Raw genomic sequence first — 24,173 nt, forward strand, 5'->3', positions numbered from 1 at the left:
CCGGAACTCGCCGCGTTTTCGGTGAGATAACCAGGAGAATACATCGTCGCGAGCGCGTGCAGCAGTACCATCCGCGCGGTTCAGCCAGCACATGTTTTGAGCCCTTGAATTCACGGAGAAAAATTCATGATTGGGAATAACGTTGTCTTGACGGGAAAGGCTGTTACAATCCGGCGGCGCCGCCGATATGATGATGCCCGGAAACCGGGTGCAGGCATGGCGGCGCGGCCAAAGAAAATATCGCGCCATCGCGGCTGGCGGGCTCTTTGCGGAACCGCCATCCGCAGACAGGATTCGCTTCGGCCGATCAATTCGGAACGACCGGCCGCCGCGATGCTCCTGACATGGGGGGACTATGTCGAAGTCCAGGAACGAGACCAAAACCGACGCTCCTTGGCGAGTGGGAGGTCTGTTCTCCCGAACCGGGGTCATGGCCGTGATCGAGGAAACGCAGCGCCGCGGCACGTTGCTGGCGATCGAGGAAGTGAACGAGCGAGGCGGCGTGAACGGCCGCGAGATCGTTCCAGTTTTCTATGATCCCGCGTCCGAGCTGTCCTCCTTTGGCCGTTATGCCAAGCAATTGTTGATCGCCGACGACGTGACAATGATCTTCGGGTGCTACACATCGAGCAGCCGCAAGGCGGTCTTGCCCGTCGTGGAACGGCTCAACGGCTTGTTATGGTACCCGACCTTGTACGAAGGGTTCGAATTTTCGCCCAATGTGATTTATACTGGCGCGGCGCCCAATCAGAATAGCGTTGCACTCTGCCAACATCTTATAAAATCCTATGGCCGCCGTTTTTATTTCATCGGCTCGGATTATATCTACCCACATGAGTCCAACCGAATCATGCGCGAGGCGATTCAGAAGCACGGCGGCGATGTAGTTGGAGAAACCTATCTGAGCCTGCACGCACGCCGGCGCGATTTCCTGCCGGTCATGCGCGAGATTCGCGAATTGCAGCCGGACGCCATTTTCTCGACCGTGGTCGGCGATGCCACGATCTATCTGTATCAGAGTTTTGCGGACGCGAATTTGAATCCGAAGACGACGCCGATCGCCAGCCTGACCACCACGGAGACTGAAATTCGCGCGATGGGTTTCGATGTCGGTGAGCATCACATTACCGCCGCACCGTATTTTCAGAATCTCGAAAGCGATTCGAACAGAATTTTCGTAAATAGCTACAAGAAGAAATACGGCGACGACGAACCGACGAACATGTGCGCCGAAGCCGCCTATTTTCAAATGCATATCTTCGCCAAGGCCCTGGAAGCGACGAATTCCATGGACCCGGACATCCTGCGGCCGATGGTCCTCGGCTCGAACTTCGACGCGCCACAAGGCAGGATCAGCATCAATCCGCTGAGTAACCACACGGATCTGTGGACCAGGATCGGACGGGCGAACCGCCTTGGACAATTCGACCTGGTCCATCAATCCTTCGCCCCGGTCCAGGCCGACCCGTTTCTGACGGCCTATTAGGAAAACCAGACCAATGACGACGGTACCGGCCGCGCTGCCTCCTGAAATGACCGATATCGACATCGTGGTTGCGACGGAGCGGGATGGTTCCGGCGAAGCGCTGATCCGGGACCTGCAGCGCACGCGCAACCGGATCAGGCATATCTGGCCGATACCCGAGATGCTGCCTGCCGATACGGATGTGATCTTCTGCGACCTTGTGCCCAGCCTCGCGGCGCGGCTGCCATGGCTGCCGGGAGCGCCGAAAGCTGCTCTCGTCGCATTGATCTCCCCCGGCATGCGAATCGACCTTGACCTGTTGCGCAAGACGGCGCCGGAAGCGATCCTGCACCGGCCTTTTTCCTCCCCGGCGATTCTGTCCTGCCTGTTGCTGGCACGCAGCCGCTTCACCTATGAGCGGCGGTTGCGCGGACGGCTTGAAAAGCTCGACGGGACACTGCGTGCGATGCGCAGCATCGAGCGCGCGAAAACCATTCTGATGAAGGCGCGCAATATTGGTGAAGACGAAGCCTACGGCTATCTGCGTGCCCAGGCGATGCGACAAAGACTCTCCGTCAGCGCGGTTGCGACAAAGATCGTTGACATCGGGGAACCCGCGGGTTAAATCTTCTCCCGAAGCGCTTTGTCGCTGGCGACAACAGGGTCGCCGAAAATTGAAATCAGGGCAATGTTGCCCCCCATGACGGCCGTTACGGTCGCTGTGGGGGGTTTTTCGTTTTGGCCATGCGGAGAAAACATGAACTTCGATAAACGGTTCTCTTGGAACAGAGCGCAGGGTTTGAGGGCCGCGATGGCGGCGGATTTTTCGGATTTCCGTAGGAAATCCAGGAAACCGTTCCATTTCGGCGGACAATGTTTCGTCGATTGGTTCTTTTAGAGACTATCCAGGCGCCGCCGCGCGGGGGTGCCTTTAGGCCGGTAAGGCTGTTGCGGTGATCCGGGATGGTGATGTGTCGCATGATCGGAAAAATTCCGGTCTGCGGCAAAGGGAAATCTTTTGCCGATGCGCGGGCGATCGCGTTTCGAGACGGATTTTCAATGTCCCGATCCCATATGCCGGCAGTGCCTCAAAACCCGCGAACCAACGAAGATTGGCCCGTCGGAACTGACGATGCGGTCTGGTCGCCCGAAACGGGCATGAACGTAGATTTTGGGAAGGAGACTAACAATGTTTCATGGCGATATCTCGAGCAGCAAGGACACGGTCGGCGTTGCTGTCGTGAACTACAAAATGCCGCGCCTGCACACCCGAGCGGAGGTGCTGGCCAACGCGCGCAAAATCGCGGACATGGTGAAGGGCATGAAAATCGGCCTGCCCGGCATGGACCTGGTCGTGTTTCCTGAATACAGCACGCACGGAATCATGTATGATTCGAAGGAGATGTATGAAACGGCTTCGGCCGTGCCGGGCGAAGAAACCGAGATTTTTGCCGAGGCGTGCCGCAGCGCCAAGGTGTGGGGCGTGTTCTCGCTGACCGGCGAGCAGCATGAGGAGCATCCGCACAAGGCGCCCTACAACACGCTCATCCTGATGAACGACAAGGGTGAAATCGTTCAGAAATATCGCAAGATCATGCCGTGGGTGCCGATCGAAGGATGGTATCCCGGCAACTGCACCTATGTGTCGGAAGGACCCAAGGGGCTCAAGATCAGCCTGATCATCTGCGATGACGGCAATTATCCCGAGATCTGGCGCGACTGCGCGATGAAGGGTGCCGAACTCATCGTGCGCTGCCAGGGCTACATGTATCCGGCGAAGGACCAGCAGGTGCTGATGGCGAAGGCGATGGCCTGGGCCAACAACGTCTATGTCGCAGTCGCGAATGCCGCTGGATTCGACGGTGTGTATTCTTATTTCGGCCATTCCGCCATCATCGGTTTCGATGGCCGCACCCTGGGCGAATGCGGCGAGGAGGAAAACGGCATTCAGTATGGCGTACTTTCCAAATCCCTGATCCGGGATGCGCGCCGGACCATGCAGTCCGAGAATCATCTCTTCAAGCTTCTGCATCGCGGCTACACCGGCAAGATCAATTCCCGCGAAGATCCGCGTGGCGTCGCCCAGATTCCCTACGATTTCTATCAGAAATGGGTTACTGATCCGGACGCAACGCGCGAGATGGTGGAAGCGATAACCCGGCCTACCGTGGGCACCGACGAATGTCCGCTCGATGGAATCCCGAACGAGATGGCGGCGCATCGCTGACGCACCCGCCGGGCGGGCCGTACGCGCGGCCCGCCCCACTGGCCCGATCCTGGTTCTCCCGTGGGATATTCGCCGAGATGATTCTGTCTGACCACTATATTGCCGACGAGCCGTATTATCGCCCGGTCGGCGATGAAATTACCCTGTTCGAAGCGGCCTATGCGATGCGCCTGCCGGTCATGCTGAAAGGCCCGACCGGGTGCGGCAAGACGCGATTCATCGAGCACATGGCCTGGAAGTTGAACAAGCCGATCGTGACGGTCGCCTGCCACGAGGATATGACCGCCTCCGATCTCGTCGGCCGGTTTCTGCTCGATGCCAACGGCACGATCTGGCATGACGGACCGCTCTGCCTCGCGGTGCGCCATGGCGCGATCTGCTATCTCGACGAAATCGTCGAAGCGCGGCAGGACACGACCGTGGTGATCCATCCGCTGACCGACGAACGGCGGATCCTGCCGCTCGAGAAAAAAGGCGAGCTGGTGCGCGCGCATGCCGGCTTTCATCTCGTGATTTCCTACAATCCGGGCTATCAGAGCATTCTCAAGGATTTGAAGGAATCGACCAAGCAGCGCTTCTGCGCGATCGAGTTCGGCTATCCCGAAGCCGAGGTCGAAGCCGAGATTGTCGCGCACGAGGCCGGGATCGGCCCCGACGCGGCAGCACTCCTGGTTACGATCGGCGAGCGCTCGCGCAATCTGCGCGGTCACGGCCTCGCCGAGGGCGCGTCCACAAGGATGCTGATCCATGCTGGACAATTGCTGAAGCATGGAATTCAGCTCGAAGCCGCCTGCCGTATCGCCCTGATCCTGCCGATCACCGACGATACCGATCTGCGCGGCGCGCTCTGCGCCGCGGTCGCGGCCTGCGTCTGAGCGGATGCACGCACTCCGCAACACCCGCTTGCCGGAAGACGGCGCCGCCCCGGCGGCGAATCCCGCGCACGGCGGCATCGGAAGATGGGAGGTCTCCAGTTTCGCGCGGTTCGGCGGCGGCGACAGATTCGATACATTGGAGCGGCAGCTTGCCTATTTCGGAACCGCGCTCTGGGGCCTGGCACCACTGCTGCGCGTCGCTGCCGCCGATCCCGATGGCGGGCAGCGCCGCACCAGTTTCTCGGGGCCTACCATCCTCGCACCCGCGACATTCCGGGGGTATTCGGGCGCGCAGGGAAGACATCTCTATCTCGCGGCACTCGCGCATGTGCAAGCGCATCTCCACCATGGCGGAAGACGCTTTCCGGCTGGTAGCCTCAAGCCGATGCAGATCGCGCTGATCTCGCTGATCGAGGATGCGCGGGTCGAGCATCTCGCGATGCGCGGCCTGCCCGGACTCGGGCATTACTGGCAGCCCTATCACGTGGCGGAACCAACCGCGTCGCCGACCGCCGCGTCGCTGATGGCGCGGCTGGCGCGTGCCTTGATCGCGCCGGATCACGCCGACCCGGACGGCTGGATCGCGAAAGCCCGGCGCCTGTTTTTCGAGGCCGAGCCGGAGTGGCACGATCCCGCGAACAGCCGGCGGATCGGCGGCCTGCTCGGCAACGATCTTGGCCAGATGCGGCTGCAATTCGATGGGCTTCGCCACGTCGTCGAGCCGGTTTATCGGGATGACAACAAGGGATTATGGCATTTCGAACGCACCGGCGATGAAGCCGCAGACGACGACGCCCTGCCGCTGCCGGCACGGCTGGAACCGGATGACGGCAAGCCGCCTCAGTCCGGGTCTCCGCCAGATGACGCCGACAAGGTTCGCCTGACACCGATCGATCCGGAGGCCGGAATTCCGATCGCGCGCTATCCGGAATGGGATCATCTGATCGGCGCCGCACGGCTCGACTGGACGACTCTGGTCGAGTACCAGCCGGCCCTCGGCGATGCCGGGCCGCTCGCCCTCCTGCTGCATCGGCATCACGCGCTGCTGGAGCGCATGGTCGGAGTCATCCAGCCGGCGCGCATCAGCCGATCGACCCGGTTGCGCCGCCAGCCCGACGGCGAGGAATTCGATCTCGATGCAGCACTCACGGCCACCATCGATCAGCGGACCGGGCTAACGCCGGACCCCAGGATCTATACAAGATTCGAGCGGAGGATGCGCGATCTTTCCGTGCTGCTCCTGCTCGACGGTTCCCGCTCGACCAACGACCGAAGCCCGGTGAGCGGTCAGCGGGTTCTCGACCTCGAGATCGAGGCGGCGGCGCTGCTGGCGCGGGCACTGGAGCGCAGCGGCGATCTGTTCGCGATCCGCGCCTTCTGCTCGAACAAGCGCGACGACGTCCGCTATTACCGGATCAAGGATTTTGCCGAACCGCATGGCGCATTGGCGGAGCAACGCCTCGCCGGCCTCGCCGGTGAATATTCGACCCGGATCGGCGCCGCCCTGCGCCATGCCGGCGCCGAACTCGCCCTGAGGCAATCCTACCGGAAACTGCTTCTCGTCATCACCGATGGCGAACCCTCCGACATCGACATCGCCGATCGCAAATACCTGGTGGAAGATGCGCGCCACGCGGCGCACGCGCTCGCGCGCGACGGCATCGACGTTTTCTGCATCGGGCTCGATGGCGAGGGCGAGAACTATCTTCATCGCATGTTCGGCGCGCGCCGGGTTCTGCATGTCGACCGGATCGAAAAACTGCCTGAATGCGCAGCCGCTCTCTATGTCCGTCTGACGACGTAACTGAATGCAAAAACTAACGGGAGGATAACATGCTACTCGGTTTGGTATTGTTTTGGGTCGGCGCGGTTCTGTGCCTGAATGGCCTGTGGCTGCTCGGCAGGATCGGGGATCGCGAGATCCCGATCATCAATACGTTTGTCGGTCTGCTGACGCTCGCCGTCGCCTTGTATTCGGCTTTCGGTCCGGGGGCCGATCCGGCAACGGTGAAATCTGCAGCTCTCATCTGCCTGTTCAGCTTTACCTATATCTGGGTCGCGTGGAATCGCTGGAACAACTCCGACGGACGCGGACTCGGATGGTTCTGCCTTTTCGTCGCGATCACCACCGTGCCGGTCTTCATCCAGGGTTTTGTCCAGGCCGCGACAATCTGGGATTACTGGCTTTCGCTATGCTGGCTTTCGTGGTGCGTGCTCTGGTTTCTGTTCTTCCTGAACCTGGCGCTCGGACGGAGTAGTCTTGCAAAACCTACAGGAGTGATCTGCGTGCTTCAGGGAATCTATACCTGCTGGGTTCCGGGCTATCTTCTGCTGACCGGCGCCATGCCCGGCGCGCATTGACCAGAATCCGGCGGGCAGGCACGGCAGATTTCCGTTCGTGCCGTCCGCGTTGATGAACGGGAGAACTCACCATGTCCGTGGATTACGAGATTTTCGAACTCGGCGATTTCCGGCTGCAGGGCGGCGCCACGCTTCGGGGATGCCGGCTCGCCTACAAGACCTTCGGCACGCTGAATGCCGCGAAGGACAATGCGATCGTCTACCCGACCTGGTATTCCGCCCAGCACGACGCCAATGAGTGGCTGATCGGCGCGGGCCGCGCGCTCGATCCGGCGCGCCAGTTCATCGTCATTCCCAACATGCTGGGGAATGGACTGTCCTCGTCGCCGAGCAACATGCCCGAGCCGTATGACGGGCCGCGCTTTCCGCAAGTGACCGCCTACGACAATGTGAGCGCGCAGCACAGGCTGGTGGCGGAGCGATTCGGCATCGAGCGCATCCGTCTGGTCACGGGCTGGTCGATGGGCGCGCTGCAGACCTTCCATTGGGGCGCGATGTACCCCGACATGGTGGAGCGCATCGCGCCGTTCTGCGGCTCGGCGAAATGCTCCCGCCATAATTTCGTCTTTCTCGAAGGCGTCAAGGCCGCCCTGACGGCGGATGCGGCATTCGCCGATGGCTGGTACACGGCAAAGCCGGCCAAGGGATTGCGGGCGATGGCGCGCGTTTATGCCGGATGGGGGTTTTCACAGGCCTTCTATCGCGAAGAACTCGATCTCAAGGCGCTGGGCTACTCGTCGCTGGAGGATTTCCTGATCGCGTTCTGGGAAGGATTCTTCCTGCCGAAGGATGCGAATAATCTTCTGGCAATGCTGTGGACATGGCAGCACGGCGACATCAGCGCGAACGAGATCTACCACGGCGATTTTCGCAAGACGCTCGGTTCGATCAAGGCAAAAGCCTATGTCATGCCGGGCCAGACAGATCTCTATTTCCCACCGGAGGACAGCCAGTTCGAGGTGGCGCACATGCCGAACGCGACCTACGTGCCGGTGCCGTCAATCTGGGGGCATTTTGCCGGCGGGCCGGGCACCAACCCGAAAGATGTCGAGTTCATCGACGGGAAGCTGAAGGAGCTGCTGAAAAGCTAACCGGCTGATCAACTCCGTGCGTGATGCCGCCGACGTCCGCCGGGCTTACGGCATCACGCTTTCACTCGCGCCATCGCGGGGTCGTAGAGCGGCGCGAGATGCAGGCGGCAGGGCACCTGTTGCGTCGCGATGTCCAGCGCATAGGTTCCGTTGTGCAGGACTCGGTCGGTCACGCCATCATGATGGCGGACATAGCCATAGCCGATCGGCACGCCGACAGTGTGGCCGAACCCGCCGCTCGACAGCCAGCCGACCGGCTCGCCATCGCGATAGATCGTCTCCCGCCCGATCAGCACGATCGACGGATCGTCCACGGTGAAGCCGCACAGCCGCTTGCGGAGCACACCGGCGCGCTGCGCGCGGATCGCCGCGTCGCCGAGGAAGGCGACGCAAGTGCGGTCCTTCACCGCCCAGCCGAGCCCGGCTTCGAGCGGCGTGTGATCCGGGCCGATATCCGCGCCCCAAGCGCGATAGAATTTTTCCAGCCGCAGCGATTCGATCGTCCGATAGCCGGCGTTGACGATGCCGAACCGCGCGCCGGCCGCCATGAGCGCCTCGTAGACCGTCACGGCGAATTCCGTGGGGACGTGCATCTCCCAGCCCAGCTCGCCGACATAGGTGACGCGCATGGCGCGCACCGGAGCGCCGGCGACATGAAGGACGCGCGCGGCGCCGAACCGAAACGCGTCATTCGACACGTCATCGCGCGTTATAGCCGACAGCACGTCCCGCGCGCGCGGCCCCATCAGGCTGAGCGTCGTGAAGCCGGAGGTCACGTCGTGCAGCGTCGCGTCGGCGCCGGACGGGATGTGCCGGGCGATCCAGTCGAAATCGCGGGTCGCGAAGCCGGTGCCGGTGACGATGTAGAACCGCTCCGGTCCCAGCCGCGCGACGGTGAGGTCGCACTCGATGCCGCCGTGTGCGTTCAGCATCTGGGTATAGACGAGCCGGCCCGGCGGGATACGCACATCGTTGGCGCAAATATATGACAAGGCAGCTTCGGCGTCCCGCCCGGTCATCTCGAATTTCGCGAAGGAGGACTGGTCGAACAGCGCGACTGCCTCCCGCGTCGCGCGATGCTCGCTGGCGACCGCGGAAAACCAATTGGGCCGGCCGAAGCTCGGTACGTCCTCGGGCGGTTCGCCGGCAATGGCGAACCAGTTCGGCCGCTCCCAGCCGAGCTTCTCGCCGAAGCACGCGCCGGCGTCGCGCAAAATCGGGTAGAGTGGCGAGCGGCGCAGCTTGCGGGCGCAGTGATACTCCTCATGGGGCCAGGCGATCGCGTAATGCCGCGCATAGGCCTCCAGGGTGCGGGCGCGGACCCAGCCGACATCGCGATGCGGGCGGCCGAACCGGCGGATATCGACCGGCCAGAGATCATAGGGCGGCTCGCCGCCGGCGACCCATTCGGCGAGCGCCTTGCCCGCCCCGCCGCCGGCCGCGATGCCGAATGCGTTGAACCCGGCGCCGACGAACAGCCCGGCGAGTTCGGGTGCCGCGCCGAGAATGAAATTCCCGTCGGGGGTAAAGCTCTCCGGTCCGTTCAGCAGCGTTTTCACCCCGGCGGTTTCCAGCGCGGGCACCCGCCCGATCGCCAGTTCCATGATCGGCTGAAAATGGTCCCAATCGGAATTCAGCAGTTGAAAATTGAAGCCTTCGGGAATCCCGTCGACCGCCCAGGGAATCGGGTTCGGCTCGTAGCCGCCCATCACCAGGCCACCGACCTCCTCCTTGTAATAGGTGAGCCGGTCGGGGTCGCGCAGCGTCGGCAGGGTCGGGGCGACGCCGGCGATCTGCTCGGTCACGATGTATTGATGCTGGACCGAAACCAGCGGCACCGAGACGTCGATCGTTTCGCACAGATCGCGCGTCCATTGACCGGCGCAGACGATGACGGTCTCGCAGGCGATGCGCCCCTGCGCGGTTCGCACCGCGACGGCGCGGCCCTGGACGACATCGATCCCGGTGGCTTCGGTATTCTCGATGATGCGCGCTCCCGCCATCCGCGCGCCTTTGGCGAGCGACTGGGTGATGTCCGATGGGTTGGCCTGACCGTCGCTCGGCAGAAAGGCGGCACCGATCACGTCGGTAACATCCATCAGCGGCCAGAGCGCTTTGGCTTCGGCGGGGTCGAGGAGGTGCATCGGGAGCCCAAAGGAGCGCGCGGTGGTCGCCTGGCGCTTCAGTTCGGTCCAGCGCGCCTCGGTGCAGGCGAGGCGCAGGCCGCCATTCTGCTTCCAGCCGGTGGCAAGCCCGGTTTCCGCTTCGAGCCCGGCATAGAGCGCCACGGATTGGCCAAGGAGCTGAGTGATATTGGCGTTGCTGCGCAACTGGCCGACCAGCCCGGCGGCGTGGAAGGTGCTGCCCGAGGTGAGCTTGTGGCGTTCCAGCAGGACGGTATCCCGCCAGCCGAGCCGCGCCAGATGATAGGCCGTCGAGGTGCCGACGATGCCGCCGCCGATGATGACCGCGCGCGCCGTCGTGGGGAATTCGCTCATTGCCGTCCGGGCTCCGTCATACCGTGCCGGGTTCGGCGATGCCGAGCCCGGCGAGGGCTTCGGCCAGTCGCCGCGCATAGGTTTCGGTATAGGCCGCGTAGTCGAAGTCGGTCGGCGGGTCCTGCTCGGAGACCGCGCTCCACAGCAATTCGCGCAGCAGCGACGCGGCGATCAGCGCGGCGAAAGCGTCGGATCGCGCCTTGTCGGGTTGCGCGCCGTCGTAATCGGCCAGGGCGGCAAGCACCGTATCCGGTGCGAGACTGGCATTGGCGGCGAGATTGGCGAGATCGAACAGCGGCGTGTTGAACCCGCCATAATCCCAGTCGATCAGCCAGAGCCGCGCCCCATCGTCGATCCAGTTCGCCGCCAGCAGATCGTTGTGGCAGAAGGCGAGTGTCACCGGGCCGGTGCGGCGTTCGAGTTCGGTGTTCAGCGCGGCGAACCCATCGAGCCGGTCCGCGATCCGGCAGGCGCCGCTCCGCAGCCGGCGCAGATAGGCGCGGTTGACGTGGAACACCCAGAACAGCACGGCGGGAATGTCGAGATGCGCCGCCATCGCCGCGTGGCAGCGCCGGAGCAGGGCGATGGCCGCGCGCAGCATCGCGGGGTCGGTGAAATCCGCTGCCGCCAGCGTGCGCCCCGCAATGAAGCGCGAGACCATGACGCCCGGTGCCGCATGAACCACTTCCGGGGAAATGCCGGCGGCAAAACCCGCGCGCGCGGCAGCAAGCTCGTTGACGCGCCAGATGCCGTGCGTCGGGTTGTCGGTGCCGAAACGGACGACGAAGCGTTCGCCGCGCGCGGTGACCAAATAATTACGGTTGGTGATCCCACCTTCGAGCGGCGCAATCGCGATTCTGCCGGTCCAGCAGGGCAGACTGGCGATCGTCGCGTCGATATCGGCTTGAGGATCGGTCATGCAGGATGCCGCGAATGCCCCTATCGCGCCAGCCCGTCGAGCCGGCCGGAAAGCGCCGCGACCAGAATGCGGCGCATCGCGCCGGCATCCGCCTTGCGCGGATTGTCCGGCGTGTTCGGGTCGCGAAAGGCTTCATCGGCGAGCCGGTCGAGCATGGCTTCGGTGACGCCGAGTGCTGCGATGGTGTCGGGGATGCCGAGCCGCGCGCGTAGCGCGATCACCCAGCCGCGGAATCCGTCGAACCCGCCAGCGATGCCGAGACACCGCGCGACATGGGCGATGCGATCCTCGATGGCGGGGCGGTTGAACTCCAGCACATAGGGCATCAGCACCGCGTTGGTCAGGCCGTGATGGGCGTGGCAATGCGCGCCGATCGGGTGGCTCAGCGAATGGATCGCGCCGAGGCCTTTCTGGAACGCGGTGGCGCCCATCGAGGCGGCGGCGAGCATTTGGCCCCGCGCGGCGAGATCGGTTCCGGTCTGGGTCGCCGCCGGCAGCGCCGCGCGGATCAGGCGCATCCCCTCGATCGCGATGCCGTCGGCCATCGGGTGCCAGGCATCGACGCAATAGGCTTCGAGATTATGGGCGAGCGCGTCCATCCCGGTCCAGGCGGTCAGTTTCGCGGGCAGACCGAAAGTGAGTTCGGGATCGAGCACGACAAGGCGGGGCAGCATGGCGGGGTGGAGCAGAATGACCTTGCGCGCCGCCGCTTCGTCGGTGATCACCGAGGCACGGCCGACTTCCGAGCCGGTGCCCGCTGTGGTCGGCACCGCGAAAATCGGCACCATTGCCCGGTCGAGCGCGGGCGTAGCCAAAGTGATCTCGAAATCCCACAACCGGCGCGACGTTGCCGCCGCGAGCGCGATGGTCTTGCCGCAATCGAGCGCGCTGCCGCCGCCGATGGCAACGACCAGGTCCGCGTCATGGGCGCGAAACGCGGCGAGGCCGGCGGTGATGTCGCTTTCCAGCGGATCGGGATGGGTGCCGGTGAAGGTCGCGGTGGCGATGCCTTCGGTGCTCAACGACGTGGCAAGCGGGGCGAAAAACGGCAGTTGCGCCACCTGCGCGTCTGAAACGATCAGCGCGCGCTTCACGCCGAGATCGTGCGCGCGGCTGGCGAGGTCGCCGATCCGTCCGGGCCCGGCCAGAACCTCGGTCGGAAAGCGCCAGTTTCCCTGCATCATGGTCATTCCGTCCTCACATCCGCTCGAAGCCGCGCACTCGTTCCCAGTCGGTCACCGCGGCGCCGAAGGTTTCGATTTCCACCTCGGCCATGCGGGCGTAATGCGCGACCATCTGGTCGCCGAAGGCGACGCGCGCGAAGTCGCTGTTGCGCCAGAGCGAAAGCGCATCGGCGAGGGTTCGCGGCACGCGCGGCAGATCGCCGTGATAGGCATTGCCGGTATGGGCGCCGGCGGGCGGCAATTCCCGCGCGATGCCGTCGAGCCCGGCGGCGATCATGCCGGCGAGGGCGAGATAGGGGTTAACGTCGCCGCCCGGCAGCCGGTTTTCCACCCGGAGCGACTTGCCATGGCCGAGCACGCGAAAGGCGCAGGTCCGGTTGTCATGCCCCCAGACCAGGCCGGTCGGCGCGAAGCTGCCGACCGCATAACGCTTATAGGAGTTTATGTTAGGAGCGAACAGGATCGACAATTCGGCGGCGTGGGCGGCGAGCCCGGCGATGAAATGGCCGAACAGCCTGGAATGGCCATCGGATTCGGCGAAAACGGCCCGGTTTTCCCGGTCGCGCAGGCTGAGATGGATGTGGCAGGAATTGCCCTCGCGCTCGTTGAATTTCGCCATGAAGCTGATCGCGCAGTTTTCTTCGCCGGCGATCTCCTTGGCCGCTTCCTTGTAGAGGACGTGGCCGTCGGCGCAGTCGAGCACCGGCCCGTAGGCGAAATTGATCTCGTGCTGGCCGAGATTGCATTCACCCTTCGAGTTCTCGACCTGGATGCCGGAGGCTTCGAGCGCATTGCGGATTTTGCGGATCACCGGTTCGACCTTGGCGGTGCCAAGTATCGAGTAATCGACATTGTAGAGATTGGCGGGATCGAGATTGCGGTAGCCCCGCCTCATGCATTCCTCGTAGGAGTTGCGGAACAGCAGGAATTCCAGCTCGGTCGCGGCATAAGCGGAGAATCCCGCTTCGGCGAGGCGGCCGATCTGATGTTTCAGGATGCTGCGCGGCGCGATCGGCGCGAGCGAGCCGTCATGCAGGGCGATGTCGCACAGCAGGATCGCCGCACCCTCCTGCCAGGCGGCGCGGCGCAACGTCGCGATGTCCGGGCGAAACACAAAATCGCCGTAGCCGCGATCCCAGGATGCGAAATCGTAGCCGGCAACCGGCGTCATCTCGACATCGACGGCGAGCAGGTAATTGCAGCCTTCGGATGCATCGGCGACGACCGAGTCGGAGAAGAAGCGCGGCATCACCCGCTTGCCCTGCAACCGCCCTTGCATGTCGGGTGCGGCCATGATGACGGTGTCGATCGCGCCTTCGGCGGCGAGCGCGCGCAAGGCGGCGAGATCGAGCCGGCCTGACGGCGGTGTTTTCGATTCGGATGAGGCATGATCCATGGCGTTGTCTCCCGCGTGCGCTTCGGTGCGCATAATGGCATGGGCCAGTGTGTCTGCCTTGACTTCGCATGACAATCCCGAATGGCGCCGCGCCGTGCGATTGTGCTCAAATGTCAAGGGATCGGAGCGGGAATTTGTCACACTCGCGACGAGGCGCGTGGTATGCGATCGGCATCGCGCGTCATCATCATACGGGAGGTTCATGGCGCATTCATCCTCCGTCTTGTCGCCCCAAGGCAGCCACGTATTGGCCGCGGCGGCGTGCGGAGTCGCCGAATTCATCCGTGCGTGCGGCGCGGACCCCGACCGGGTGCTGGGCGAGGCCGGATTCGACGCGCGCGATCTGGAAAATCCCCACGCCGCCGTGTCGCTGGCCCGCTATGTCGCGATGATGGAAAACGCTGCACGGCGCAGCGGGAACGCGCAGTTCGGCCTGTGGTTCGGCCAGCAATTCCAGGCGGACCATCTTGGGCTGATCGGCGAACTGGCGCTGGCCGCCCCGGATATCGGCACCGGACTTGCCGCTTTCGCCAAGCATTTCATCCACCATCAGCAGAACACCGAGGCCAGGCTGGTCCGCGACGGCGGGCTCATGCGCCTGGAATACCGGATCGTCGACCCCGAAATCTGGGCGCGCCGGCAGGATGCCGACCTCACCATGGGCATGTTCGCCAATCTGCTGCGCCGGGTGTTCGGGCCACGGGTGGAATTCGAGGAGGTGTGGTTCGAGCACCCCGCGCCCGAGCAGGCACATGCCTATCGAACCGCCTTCGGCGCGCCGCCCTATTTCAGCGCGCCGACCAATGCGATCAGTTTCCGTGCCGATGGGCTCAACCGGCCGATGCCGGCGCGCGACCCGGCCCGGTTCGCCGCCCTTGCCGAGGATCTGCGCCGGATCGGCGGGCGGGCGGATGGGGCCGATATCCTGCCACGCGTGCTGAGCGAAATCAGGCGTATCCTGCCCGAAGGCGCGCCGGGGATCGATCCCGTCGCCGATCGGATCGGCATTCCGCGCTGGACGCTGCAGCGCCGGCTCGGCGAGCACGGGATCACGTTTTCCGATTGCGTCGACCGGGTGCGCGCGCGGTTGAGCCTGATCTATCTCGCCGAGCCCTATCCCTCGATCGCCGCCATCGCGGAACTGCTCGGCTATTCCGAGGTTAGCGCCTTCTCGCGCGCTTGCCGGCGCCTGCACGGCGCATCGCCCGACGCGGTGCGCCGCAGGATCGCGACATCCAAACCGAACAACCAGACCGGGACGCAAACTCCGGCGCACACGGCTCGATCCGTCATCATGGGAGCTTGAACATGTCCACCGACTCCGACAAGGCAAGAATTCTCGCCGAGGATACCGCGACGCTGCACAAGATGGGCTATGCCCAGGAGCTTGCGCGGCGGATGAGCGGGTTTTCCAATTTCGCCGTCGCATTTTCGATCATTTGCATCCTCGCCGGCGGCATCACCTCGTTCCAGGCCGGATTTTCCGCGACCGGGCCGGGCGGCGTGTTCATCGGCTGGATCGTGGGATCGGTGTTCGCGCTGATCGTCGGCGTTTCGATGGCGCAGATCGCCTCCGCCTACCCGACGGCCGGCGCGTTGTATCACTGGTCGTCGATTCTCGGCGGGCGCGGCTGGGGCTGGGCGACCGCTCTGGTCAATCTGCTCGGGCTGATCTTCGTCGTCGCCTCGGTCAATGTCGGCGCCTACGATCTGTTCACCAGCCTGATCCTCGGCAACATCTTTCACATCGACACCTCCCATTGGGGGTTGTGGCAGCAGTTCATCGCGGTCGTGCTGATCACGGTCAGCCAGGGGATGTTCAATCACATGGGCATCCGCACCACGACGAAGCTGATCGATTTTTCCGGCTATCTGATCTTTTTCATCGCCATCGTCCTGACCATCGCGTTGCTGGTGGGAGCCCAACATTACGATTTCTCGCGCCTCGTCACGTTCATCAATTTCTCCGGCAAGCCGGGCGGCAACGTGCTGCCGCCGAGCCACAGCCTGTTCTATCTGTTCCTGCTCGGGCTGCTGCTGCCGCTCTATACAATCACCGGGTTCGACGGTGCGGCGCATACCTCGGAAGAAACGATGAACGCACGGCGCAGCGTGCCGCGCGGCATCATCCACGCGATATTCTGGTCGTTCGCGTTCGGTCTGCTGATGGAGGTGGCGATTCTCCTGGCGATGCCGAGCCTGCACAAGGCGGCGGCGCAGGGCGGCAACGTGTTCTTCGATCTGCTCGACAACCTGCCGGTGGCGCTGCCGGTGAAATACCTGCTGTATGTCGGCATCGTCGTCTCCAACTATCTCTGCGCGCTCGCCGGGGTCACCTCCACCTCGCGGATGGTCTTCGCCTTCTCGCGCGATGGCGGTCTGCCCGGCCATAAAATCTGGCGGCAGGTCAGCGCGAACCATCGCTCGCCGGTTGGCGCGATCTGGCTGACCGTCGTGCTGTCGATCGCGGCGACTCTCTATTCGCCGGCCTTCGCCGCACTTGCCGCCGGCTGCGCGATGTTCCTCTATATCTCCTACGCGATGCCGGTCGCCGCCGGGCTGTTCGCCGAGGGCAAGACCTGGACCGAGTTCGGCCCGTTCCGGCTCGGCGCATTGTCGAAACCCTTCGCCGTGCTGACGATTCTCGGGGTTCTGGTGCTGATCTATATCGGCATCCAGCCGCCCAACAACATCCTGATTTCCTACGGGATCGGGCTGGTCGTGCTGATGGTGGTTCTGTGGTTCGGCGTCGCCCGCACGCGCTTCCCCGGCCCGCCGGTCAGCCGCGAGGCGATCGAGGCGCGGATGGCCGAGATCGAGGCGGAGGAACAGGCGGTGCAACAGGGCGCGGCTGACTGACGATGACCCGATCCGATCTGGCGTCCCGAATGTTGATCGGCGGCCGGTTCGAGGCCGGCGGCGGCGCGGCGCTGCCGGTGCTTAACCCGCGCACCGGAGCAAAAACCATCGACCTCGCGGAGGCGGATGACGGCCAGGTCGAACGCGCGGTGGGCGAAGCCGCGCGCGCCTTCGACGGTTTCGCGCGACTTGCTCCGGGCGAACGGTCGGGGATGCTGCTCCGCCTCGCCGACCGGATCGAGACGGAAGCGGAGGCGTTCGCGCGGCTAGAGGCGCTGAACTGCGGCAAGCCCTATCCCGCCGTGCTGCGCGATGAAATCCCCGCGATTGTCGATTGTTTCCGCTTCTTCGCCGGCGCCGCGCGCTGCCTGCCGGGCAGTGCGGCGGGCGAGTATCTGCCCGGCCATACCTCGATGATAAGGCGCGACCCGATCGGCCCGGTGGCGCAAATCGCGCCGTGGAACTATCCGCTAATGATGGCGGCCTGGAAGATCGCTCCGGCGCTCGCCGCCGGCAATACAATCGTCATCAAGCCGTCGGAACTTACCCCGCTCACCGCGCTGAAACTCGCCGAATTCGCCGCCGAGATTTTCCCCGAAGGCGTGCTGAACGTGATTATCGGCCACGGCCATTCCACCGGCCAGCACCTGATCGACGATCCCCGCATCGCGATGGTCTCGCTGACCGGCTCGATCGCCACTGGGCAGCGCGTGCTGCAGGCCGCCTCCGCCACGATCAAGCGTACCCATCTCGAACTCGGCGGCAAGGCGCCGGTGATCGTGTTCGACGACGCAGATATCGATGCGGTGGTCGGCGCGGTGCGCGATTTCGGCTACTACAATGCCGGGCAGGATTGCACGGCGGCGTGCCGGGTCTATGCCGATGCGCGGGTCTACGACCGGTTCGTCGCCGATCTGGCCTCGGCGGTCGGCGGATTGCGCTATGACCGGGCGGACGACGCGGAGAATGATCTCGGCCCGGTGATTTCCGCGCGTCATCGCGAGCGGATCGGCGGTTTCGTCGCCCGTGCGGCGGAGGCGCCGCATATCGAACTGCTGGCGGGCGGGCGCGATGCCGCCGGGACAGGATTCTATTACGAACCGACGGTGATCGCCGGCGCCACCCAGCAGGACGAGATCGTCCGCAACGAGGTGTTCGGCCCGGTGGTTTCGGTCACGCGGTTCACCGATACCGATGCCGCGATCGAATGGGCCAACGACTCCGATTACGGCCTCGCCTCCTCGGTCTGGACCCGCGATGTCGGGCGGGCGATGCGGGTGGCGACGTCGCTGCGCTACGGCGCGACCTGGGTGAACTGCCATTTCATGCTGGCCAACGAAATGCCGCATGGCGGGCTGAAACGCTCGGGATACGGCAAGGATCTCTCGCTCTACGCGCTGGAGGATTACACCGTGGTGCGTCATGTCATGGTGAAGCTGGACTGATTTTGGGTTGTGGGTCGGGCTGAGGTTTTTGCGTTCCGCAACTGGAGGGTGGTAGGGTGGCGTGGCTTTGAGCGGAATCGCGAGCGCGGCCCGCAGGGACTTCATCAGCCGGAGACAGTCATGCCCACGACCGATACGCTTGAAAGATTCATCGCCCGCGTCGAAGCGAACGCCCATGTCGAGGCGCTGGAAGAATTCTATGCCGAAACCGCCTCGATGCAGGAGAATCAAGCGATACCGCGGGTCGGGCGCGATGCTCATATCGCCAATGAGCGCATGGTTCTCGCCAGGGCAAAATCGCTAACTTCGAAATGTGTCCGCCCGGTACTCGTGAATGGCGATCATGTCGTCATCCGCTGGATTTTCCATTTCGAATGGCTGGACGGATCGGTCACCAACATGGAAGAAATCGCCTATCAGCGCTGGTCGGGCGAGCGCGTCGTCGAGGAGACGTTCTTCTATGATCCGGCCCAGCGAGTCCCCAAAAACCGGTAGAGCGCGATCGCTTAAAGCCGGGGCGCGCTCGGCGCGCCCCGGCTTTACGCCGCGGTGCGGAGGTGAAACGATTTCGGGCGGGTCAGGTGCTCGAAGCCGATGCGCGAGAGGGTGCAGCCGCGACCCGACTCCTTGGCGCCGACCCAGGCGAGCAGCGGATCGAGGTAGTCGCAGCGATTCATGAAGACGGTGCCGGTGTCGATCGCATCGCCGAGGCTGCGCGCGGCCTCGACATCCTGGGTCCAGAGCGAGGCGGTCAGGCCGTAGGGGCTGTCGTTCATCAAGGCGAGCGCCTCCCGGTCCGACGCCACTTTCATGATGCCGACGACGGGGCCGAAACTTTCGCGCCGCATCACGTCCATTTCGTGATCGACGCCGATCAGCACCTGCGGCGCGAGATAGGGCGTGCCGGGGACGCTCGCCGCGAACGCCTTCTCATCGATCAACGCGCGGGCGCCGCGCGCGGTCGCCTCGGCGATCTGGCCGCGCACGAAATCCGCCGCGCGCGCATCGACCAGCGGGCCGAGCGTGGTTTCGGCATCGAGCGGGTTGCCGAGCCGGTACTGCCTGGTCAGCGCCGCGAAGCGTTCGACGAACGCGTCATGGATCGCGGCATCGACATAAATCCGCTCGATCGCGCAGCAGGACTGGCCGGAATTGAAGAACGCGCCATCGACCAGATTGGCGACGGCGTGATCGAGATCGGCGTCGCGCCTTACATAGGCGGGATCCTTGCCGCCGAGTTCCAGCCCGACGCCGGCAAAGCGGTGCGATGCCGCCTGCACGACGCGATGGCCGGTCGCGACCGATCCGGTGAAGGCGATGAAATCGACGCGCCGGTCACCGATCACCGCCTCCGCATTCTCGTTCGACATATGGAGATACTGAAACACCCCCTCGGGCAAGCCGGCCTCGGCGAACGCCTCGGCGAAGCGCTCCGCGCAGAGCAGGGTCTGCGGCGCCTGTTTCAGCACGACGGCGTTGCCGGCGAGCAGGGCGGGAACCACACTGTTGACCGTGATGAGATAGGGATAGTTCCAGGCGCCGATCACGTAGACCACGCCGAGCGGCTCGCGCCGCACGAAGCGCTCGAATCCCGCGATCGGCTCCGGGCGAACCGGCGTCAGCGCCTCCTCGGCCAGCGCGATCATCGCCCGGCCACGATCGGCGAAACCCCTGATCTCGCCGGGAGTCTGGCCGATCGGGCGGCCCATCTGCGCGGTCAGCTCGGCGGCGATCGCCTCGCCCGAAGCTGCGAAGGCATCGACGAAGCGCGCAGAGATCGCCATCCGCTCGGCGAGCGTCACGCCGCGCCACAGGCGCTGGGCGACGACCGCGCGATCGAGCGCGCGGTCGATCGCGGCGCGATCGGCGAGGGGGCGAACCGCGACGACACGGCCGTCCGCCGGGGAGATGATGCTGTGGGTTCCGGTTGCGCCGTGCATGATGCTGCTCCTGATCTCGGGCGAGTGTTCACCGATCCGGCGGGCGGATCAATGACTTTGCGTTGCAAGATCGCGGCATGGCGCGCCGGGGCCATACCGAAGATGAAGATGACAAAACCGCGACAATCGCGTAGTTTCGCGACCGAGCCAACGCGATCAGCCCGGTCGGCGGGACCGGCACGGAGGAGATGACCGCGTCATTCCACTGGACCGGACATCCCTGGACGCGTTCGCTACAGGTGCGGATCTGCGCGGAGACCGATCGTGAATGCCTCATCAAGACCTTCTTCAGGCTTGAAAGATCCCAAACCGCTTTCGGTCGGTATATTACTGACCGACAATTTCACCCTTTCGGCGTTTTCCCTGTTCGTCGACACGCTCCGTCTCGCGGCCGATGAATCGGATTTTTCCCGGCCGATCCATTGCCGCTGGACGATCATGGCCGAAGCGGCGGCACCGATCCGGGCGAGCTGCGGCGTTCAGATCGTGCCGACCAGCGAGCCGGTGGAGCCTGGGCAGTTCGACTATGTCGTGGTGGTCGGCGGTGTTCTGCACAACAGCAAGCCGGCCAGCTCTTGGATCCATGCCTATCTGCACCGGGCCGCCGAGGCCAGGGTGCCGCTGATCGGGATTTGCACCGGCAGTTTCGTGCTGTGCCGCGCCGGGTTGATGGAAGGCCGCCGGGTCTGCGTGAGCTGGCTGCATTACCAGGATTTCCGGCGGGAATTTCCAGACCACGCGGTGATCGGCGATCGGTTTTTCGAGATCGACGGCGACCGGATCACCTGTGCGGGCGGTGCCGGCGCCGCGGATCTCGCCGCTTCATTGGTCGAACGGCATCTCGGCAGCCGGCTCGCCCAGAAGCCGCACCAGGTGCTGCTGCTGACCCAGATGCGCGGGACGGAAGCGGTGCAGCCCCATCCGCCGATGGCGCACGACGTCACGGACGATCGAATCCGCCGCGCGCTGCTGATGATGGAGCAGAATCTCGCCAATCCGCTGCCGATCGCCGCGATCGCGCACAAGCTCGGCCTCTCGACCCGGCAGCTCGAACGTTTGTTCGATGCGACGCTCGGCCATCGGCCCTCCAACCTCTATCGCGTCCTCAGGCTCCGCTATGCGCGCTGGCTGCTGGAGAATACGTCGCGCTCGGTGACCGATATCGCGCTCGATGCCGGTTTCTCCGACTGCGCGCATTTTTCCCGCCAGTTCAAGTCGCTGCACGGGCTTTCGCCGTCTCACGCACGGCTCGGGCTGCAGCCCGGTTCGAGCGGAACACCGATCGCCCCGAGCATGCTGAAGGTTCTGGCCGCCGGGGAAGCTCCGACGGCCGAATGGGCGGGCGCGCGCACCTATTGATGCGGCGTTCGACGGAATCGCTACAGCCATTCGATTTTCGAATATCAGCCATGATTGTGCATGGTGAAATTCTCGCCGGGAAATGTCGCAAAATCTAAAGATACCGCCATTGCAAGGCGCATAATCCGGCGCTGTCGGCTTCGTTATTTTCGAAAGTCAGAGTCATGCTCGATGTCGCGTTTCCTGCCATCCGCCAGTTGATCGCCGACCGGCGCCCTGGGCACATGCTTGACGCCCCATTCTATACCGACCCGGCGGTGTTCCGCGCCGATCTCGACCTGATTTTCGGCAGGCATTGGATCTTCGTCGGTGTCGAACCCGATATCGCCGAGCCCGGCGACGTGATGACACTGAAGATCGGCGACAATTCGATCCTGATCTGCCGTGACGACGACGGCGCGATCCATGCGCTGCACAATGTCTGCCGGCATCGTGCGGCAAGGCTGGTGTCGGAGGAAAAAACCTCGGTCGGCCGCCTCGTCTGCCCCTATCATTCCTGGACCTATGGGCTCGACGGTCAGCTCCTGCATGCCGAGCACATGAACGCGGATTTCGATCCCGCGTGCCACGGTCTCAGGAAAGTCCATCTCCGCTCGCTCGCCGGGCTGCTGTTCGTCTGCCTCGCCGACGATCCGCCCGCCGATTTCGACGAGATGGCCCGCATCGCGGCACCTTATATCGCCCCGCACGACATCGCGAATTGCAAGGTCGCCCACCAGATCGACCTGATCGAGGAGGGCAACTGGAAGCTCACGATGGAGAACAACCGGGAGTGCTATCATTGCGCTCTCAACCATCCCGAGCTGACCGCCTCAATCTTCGAATACGGCTTCGGCTTCGATGCGAACGAGGACGAGCCGGGCCGCGTCGCCCAGCGCGAGCATTACGACACCATGGTCGCCGAACTCGGCGCGAAGTGGAACGGCTGCGGCTTTCCCTCGGAAGAGACCGGCAATCTTCAGAACATGATCTCGGGCTACCGGATCGGCCGATTGCCGATGGACAAGGACGGCGAGTCGCAGACGCTGGACACCAAGGTTGCCTGCGCCAGGCTGCTCGGTAATATCATGGAAAAACGTCTGGGCGATCTGTCGTTCCATACCCAGCCGAATTCCTGGCACCATCTCATGAGCGACCACATCGTCAGCTTCGCGGTGCTGCCGCTCGAGCCCGGTCGCACCCTGCTGCGCACCAAATGGCTGGTCCACAAGGATGCGGTCGAGGGCAAGGATTACGACCTCGAAAACCTGATTCAGGTGTGGCGCGAAACCAATCTTCAGGATGGCAAGCTGGTCGGGCTTGCCCATGCGGGGGCGTCGAGCGCCGGCTATATCCCCGGCCCCTATTCGCCGCAGACCGAGGGTCAGGTCGAGGATTTCGTCGCCTGGTACATCAAGCGCCTCGCCGCGTTTTTCGGTCCATGAATCCTGCCGGGATTTTCATCGAGGCGCGCGCGAACGGCTTGCCGTTCTGGGATTCGGAGGCCGAGGAGGAGCTTTGCTGCGTCGGCATCCGCGACGAGACCGACGATGTCAGGACCTTCATGTTCACGGCGCAGCGGCCGAGCCGGTTTTTCTACTGGCCGGGCCAGTTCCTGACCTTCGACTTCTTGATCGACGGCGCGCGGGTGAACCGCTGCTACACGATCGCCGCGACCCCGACCCGGCCGCACCAGATCACGATTACGGTGAAGCGCAAGCCGGGCGGCGTCGTCTCGCCCTGGCTGCACGCGACGATGCGGCCCGGCAGCAGGGTGCGCGCGGTGGGGCCGCTCGGCGATTTCAGCTTCGTCGCGCATCCGGCGGAAAAATATCTGTTCCTGTCCGGCGGCTCGGGAATCACGCCGCTGATGTCGATGGCGCGCGCGCATCACGATCTCGGCCACGACGCCGACATCCTGTTCGTGCATTTCGCGCGCAGCCCGGCCGATATCATCTTCCGCCGCGAACTGGACCTGATGGCACACCATATGCCGCGGCTTCGGGTGGTGCAGGTGTGCGAAACCGATTCGCCGCATGAACGCTGGGGCGGGATGCGCGGCCGGGTGAATGCGCCGATGCTGGCGCTGATCGCGCCGGACCTGATGGACCGCGAAGTCTTCGATTGCGGACCCGAGCCGTTCATGCGGGCGGTTCGCGGCGGCCTGGACGCGCTTGGTTTCGACATGAGTCGCTATCACGAGGAGAGTTTCGATTTCGGCACGCTGGCCGAAGCGGAACCGGCTGTCGCTGCGGCATCGATGGCCGCCGTGGCGGATGCCGCGACCGGCGCCGCCTTCAGCGTCGAATTCATCAAAAGCCGGCGCACGATCAGGGTGCCCGCCGACCGCCACGTTCTGGAGGCGGCGCGGCTGGAAGGGCTGCGCCTGCCGTCTTCCTGCACCAAGGGGCTGTGCGGCACCTGCAAGAGCCGGCTGATCTCCGGCAAGGTCGAGATGCACCACCAGGGCGGCATCCGCCAGCGCGAAATCGATCAGGGCATGATCCTGATCTGCTGTTCCAAACCGCTCACCGATCTCGTGATCGAGCGTTGACCGGGGAGAGCGCGGACGCCG

19 protein-coding genes are annotated in these 24,173 nt (G+C 64.1%); 14 read left to right on the forward strand and 5 right to left on the reverse strand.

Features of this window, described 5'->3' with window-relative positions; genetic code table 11:
* The first annotated feature begins 355 nt into the window (after positions 1 to 355).
* From L2A60_RS13500 to L2A60_RS13530, 7 genes are all read left to right on the forward strand, one after another.
* On the forward strand, positions 356 to 1,486 hold the full coding sequence (locus L2A60_RS13500; protein ID WP_262312844.1) for a transporter substrate-binding domain-containing protein: 1,131 nt from the start codon (positions 356 to 358) through the stop codon (positions 1,484 to 1,486).
* A gap of 46 nt (positions 1,487 to 1,532) precedes the next feature.
* Positions 1,533 to 2,090 (forward strand): ANTAR domain-containing response regulator, encoded by a 558-nt coding sequence (locus tag L2A60_RS13505; protein WP_235704944.1) that lies wholly within the window; start codon positions 1,533 to 1,535, stop codon positions 2,088 to 2,090.
* 564 nt (positions 2,091 to 2,654) lie between these two features.
* On the forward strand, positions 2,655 to 3,692 hold the full coding sequence (locus tag L2A60_RS13510) for an aliphatic amidase (protein WP_235704945.1): 1,038 nt from the start codon (positions 2,655 to 2,657) through the stop codon (positions 3,690 to 3,692).
* A 77-nt stretch (positions 3,693 to 3,769) separates the two neighbouring features.
* Complete coding sequence (locus tag L2A60_RS13515) at positions 3,770 to 4,567, forward strand: CbbQ/NirQ/NorQ/GpvN family protein (protein ID WP_235704946.1); 798 nt, start codon at positions 3,770 to 3,772, stop codon at positions 4,565 to 4,567.
* Positions 4,568 to 4,595: 28 nt separating this feature from the next.
* Positions 4,596 to 6,371: a nitric oxide reductase activation protein NorD gene (locus L2A60_RS13520; protein WP_235704947.1), complete on the forward strand. Its 1,776-nt coding sequence runs from the start codon at positions 4,596 to 4,598 to the stop codon at positions 6,369 to 6,371.
* A gap of 29 nt (positions 6,372 to 6,400) precedes the next feature.
* A complete protein-coding gene (locus L2A60_RS13525) occupies positions 6,401 to 6,928 on the forward strand; it encodes an AmiS/UreI family transporter (RefSeq protein WP_235704948.1) in 528 nt (175 codons plus the stop codon).
* 71 nt (positions 6,929 to 6,999) lie between these two features.
* Positions 7,000 to 8,019: an alpha/beta fold hydrolase gene (locus L2A60_RS13530; protein ID WP_235704949.1), complete on the forward strand. Its 1,020-nt coding sequence runs from the start codon at positions 7,000 to 7,002 to the stop codon at positions 8,017 to 8,019.
* A 53-nt stretch (positions 8,020 to 8,072) separates the two neighbouring features.
* On the opposite strand, the gene L2A60_RS13535 is transcribed toward L2A60_RS13530, so the two are convergent.
* Genes L2A60_RS13535 through L2A60_RS13550 form a run of 4 tightly spaced genes read right to left on the reverse strand, consistent with a single transcriptional unit; the run spans position 8,073 to position 14,016 of the window.
* Positions 8,073 to 10,517: a GcvT family protein gene (locus L2A60_RS13535; protein WP_235704950.1), complete on the reverse strand. Its 2,445-nt coding sequence runs from the start codon at positions 10,515 to 10,517 to the stop codon at positions 8,073 to 8,075.
* A 16-nt stretch (positions 10,518 to 10,533) separates the two neighbouring features.
* A complete protein-coding gene (locus L2A60_RS13540) occupies positions 10,534 to 11,436 on the reverse strand; it encodes a choline/ethanolamine kinase family protein (RefSeq protein ID WP_235704951.1) in 903 nt (300 codons plus the stop codon).
* 20 nt (positions 11,437 to 11,456) lie between these two features.
* Positions 11,457 to 12,626: an iron-containing alcohol dehydrogenase gene (locus L2A60_RS13545; RefSeq protein ID WP_235704952.1), complete on the reverse strand. Its 1,170-nt coding sequence runs from the start codon at positions 12,624 to 12,626 to the stop codon at positions 11,457 to 11,459.
* 7 nt (positions 12,627 to 12,633) lie between these two features.
* The gene (locus L2A60_RS13550) at positions 12,634 to 14,016 is read right to left on the reverse strand and encodes a glutamine synthetase family protein (RefSeq protein ID WP_235704953.1); all 1,383 of its coding nucleotides are present in this window, start codon (positions 14,014 to 14,016) and stop codon (positions 12,634 to 12,636) included.
* Positions 14,017 to 14,218: 202 nt separating this feature from the next.
* Between L2A60_RS13550 and qhpR the strand changes: the two genes are divergently transcribed.
* The 4 genes from qhpR to L2A60_RS13570 all read left to right on the forward strand — a co-directional run bounded on the left by qhpR (position 14,219) and on the right by L2A60_RS13570 (position 18,815).
* Entirely contained in the window at positions 14,219 to 15,322 is a 1,104-nt protein-coding gene (gene qhpR, locus L2A60_RS13555; protein WP_235704954.1) for an AraC-like transcriptional regulator QhpR, read from the forward strand.
* A gap of 2 nt (positions 15,323 to 15,324) precedes the next feature.
* Positions 15,325 to 16,875, forward strand: coding sequence for an amino acid permease (locus L2A60_RS13560; RefSeq protein WP_235704955.1), 1,551 nt, complete (start codon positions 15,325 to 15,327; stop codon positions 16,873 to 16,875).
* A gap of 2 nt (positions 16,876 to 16,877) precedes the next feature.
* Complete coding sequence (locus tag L2A60_RS13565; RefSeq protein WP_235704956.1) at positions 16,878 to 18,320, forward strand: gamma-aminobutyraldehyde dehydrogenase; 1,443 nt, start codon at positions 16,878 to 16,880, stop codon at positions 18,318 to 18,320.
* A 120-nt stretch (positions 18,321 to 18,440) separates the two neighbouring features.
* Positions 18,441 to 18,815, forward strand: a complete 375-nt coding sequence (locus L2A60_RS13570) for a nuclear transport factor 2 family protein (RefSeq protein ID WP_235704958.1) — start codon at positions 18,441 to 18,443, stop codon at positions 18,813 to 18,815.
* A 44-nt stretch (positions 18,816 to 18,859) separates the two neighbouring features.
* Here L2A60_RS13570 and L2A60_RS13575 read toward each other — a convergent pair whose 3' ends face one another.
* Entirely contained in the window at positions 18,860 to 20,260 is a 1,401-nt protein-coding gene (locus L2A60_RS13575; RefSeq protein WP_235704959.1) for an aldehyde dehydrogenase family protein, read from the reverse strand.
* Between the two features lie 294 nt (positions 20,261 to 20,554).
* Here L2A60_RS13575 and L2A60_RS13580 point away from each other — a divergent pair, with 294 nt between their 5' ends.
* The 3 genes from L2A60_RS13580 (at position 20,555) to L2A60_RS13590 (ending at position 24,152) form a co-directional block, all read left to right on the forward strand.
* Positions 20,555 to 21,619, forward strand: coding sequence for a GlxA family transcriptional regulator (locus L2A60_RS13580; protein ID WP_235704960.1), 1,065 nt, complete (start codon positions 20,555 to 20,557; stop codon positions 21,617 to 21,619).
* A 164-nt stretch (positions 21,620 to 21,783) separates the two neighbouring features.
* A complete protein-coding gene (locus L2A60_RS13585) occupies positions 21,784 to 23,043 on the forward strand; it encodes an aromatic ring-hydroxylating oxygenase subunit alpha (protein ID WP_235704961.1) in 1,260 nt (419 codons plus the stop codon).
* Positions 23,040 to 24,152, forward strand: coding sequence for a hybrid-cluster NAD(P)-dependent oxidoreductase (locus L2A60_RS13590; protein WP_235704962.1), 1,113 nt, complete (start codon positions 23,040 to 23,042; stop codon positions 24,150 to 24,152). The genes L2A60_RS13585 and L2A60_RS13590 overlap by 4 nt, the downstream gene beginning before the upstream one ends.
* Positions 24,153 to 24,173: the final 21 nt, after the last annotated feature.

Origin of the sequence: Acidiphilium iwatense (genome assembly GCF_021556475.1) — a bacterium.
Taxonomy (GTDB): domain Bacteria; phylum Pseudomonadota; class Alphaproteobacteria; order Acetobacterales; family Acetobacteraceae; genus Acidiphilium; species Acidiphilium iwatense.

Bases quoted from the DNA above. Each gene is read 5' to 3' on its own strand.
- L2A60_RS13500 (WP_262312844.1), top strand. From the start codon at position 356: ATGTCGAAGTCCAGGAACGAGACCAAAACCGACGCTCCTTGGCGAGTG.
- L2A60_RS13505 (WP_235704944.1), top strand. From the start codon at position 1,533: ATGACCGATATCGACATCGTGGTTGCGACGGAGCGGGATGGTTCCGGC.
- L2A60_RS13510 (WP_235704945.1), top strand. From the start codon at position 2,655: ATGTTTCATGGCGATATCTCGAGCAGCAAGGACACGGTCGGCGTTGCT.
- L2A60_RS13515 (WP_235704946.1), top strand. From the start codon at position 3,770: ATGATTCTGTCTGACCACTATATTGCCGACGAGCCGTATTATCGCCCG.
- L2A60_RS13525 (WP_235704948.1), top strand. From the start codon at position 6,401: ATGCTACTCGGTTTGGTATTGTTTTGGGTCGGCGCGGTTCTGTGCCTG.
- L2A60_RS13530 (WP_235704949.1), top strand. From the start codon at position 7,000: ATGTCCGTGGATTACGAGATTTTCGAACTCGGCGATTTCCGGCTGCAG.
- L2A60_RS13535 (WP_235704950.1), bottom strand. From the start codon at position 10,517: ATGAGCGAATTCCCCACGACGGCGCGCGCGGTCATCATCGGCGGCGGC.
- L2A60_RS13540 (WP_235704951.1), bottom strand. From the start codon at position 11,436: ATGACCGATCCTCAAGCCGATATCGACGCGACGATCGCCAGTCTGCCC.
- L2A60_RS13545 (WP_235704952.1), bottom strand. From the start codon at position 12,626: ATGACCATGATGCAGGGAAACTGGCGCTTTCCGACCGAGGTTCTGGCC.
- L2A60_RS13550 (WP_235704953.1), bottom strand. From the start codon at position 14,016: ATGGATCATGCCTCATCCGAATCGAAAACACCGCCGTCAGGCCGGCTC.
- qhpR (WP_235704954.1), top strand. From the start codon at position 14,219: ATGGCGCATTCATCCTCCGTCTTGTCGCCCCAAGGCAGCCACGTATTG.
- L2A60_RS13560 (WP_235704955.1), top strand. From the start codon at position 15,325: ATGTCCACCGACTCCGACAAGGCAAGAATTCTCGCCGAGGATACCGCG.
- L2A60_RS13565 (WP_235704956.1), top strand. From the start codon at position 16,878: ATGACCCGATCCGATCTGGCGTCCCGAATGTTGATCGGCGGCCGGTTC.
- L2A60_RS13570 (WP_235704958.1), top strand. From the start codon at position 18,441: ATGCCCACGACCGATACGCTTGAAAGATTCATCGCCCGCGTCGAAGCG.
- L2A60_RS13575 (WP_235704959.1), bottom strand. From the start codon at position 20,260: ATGCACGGCGCAACCGGAACCCACAGCATCATCTCCCCGGCGGACGGC.
- L2A60_RS13585 (WP_235704961.1), top strand. From the start codon at position 21,784: ATGCTCGATGTCGCGTTTCCTGCCATCCGCCAGTTGATCGCCGACCGG.
- L2A60_RS13590 (WP_235704962.1), top strand. From the start codon at position 23,040: ATGAATCCTGCCGGGATTTTCATCGAGGCGCGCGCGAACGGCTTGCCG.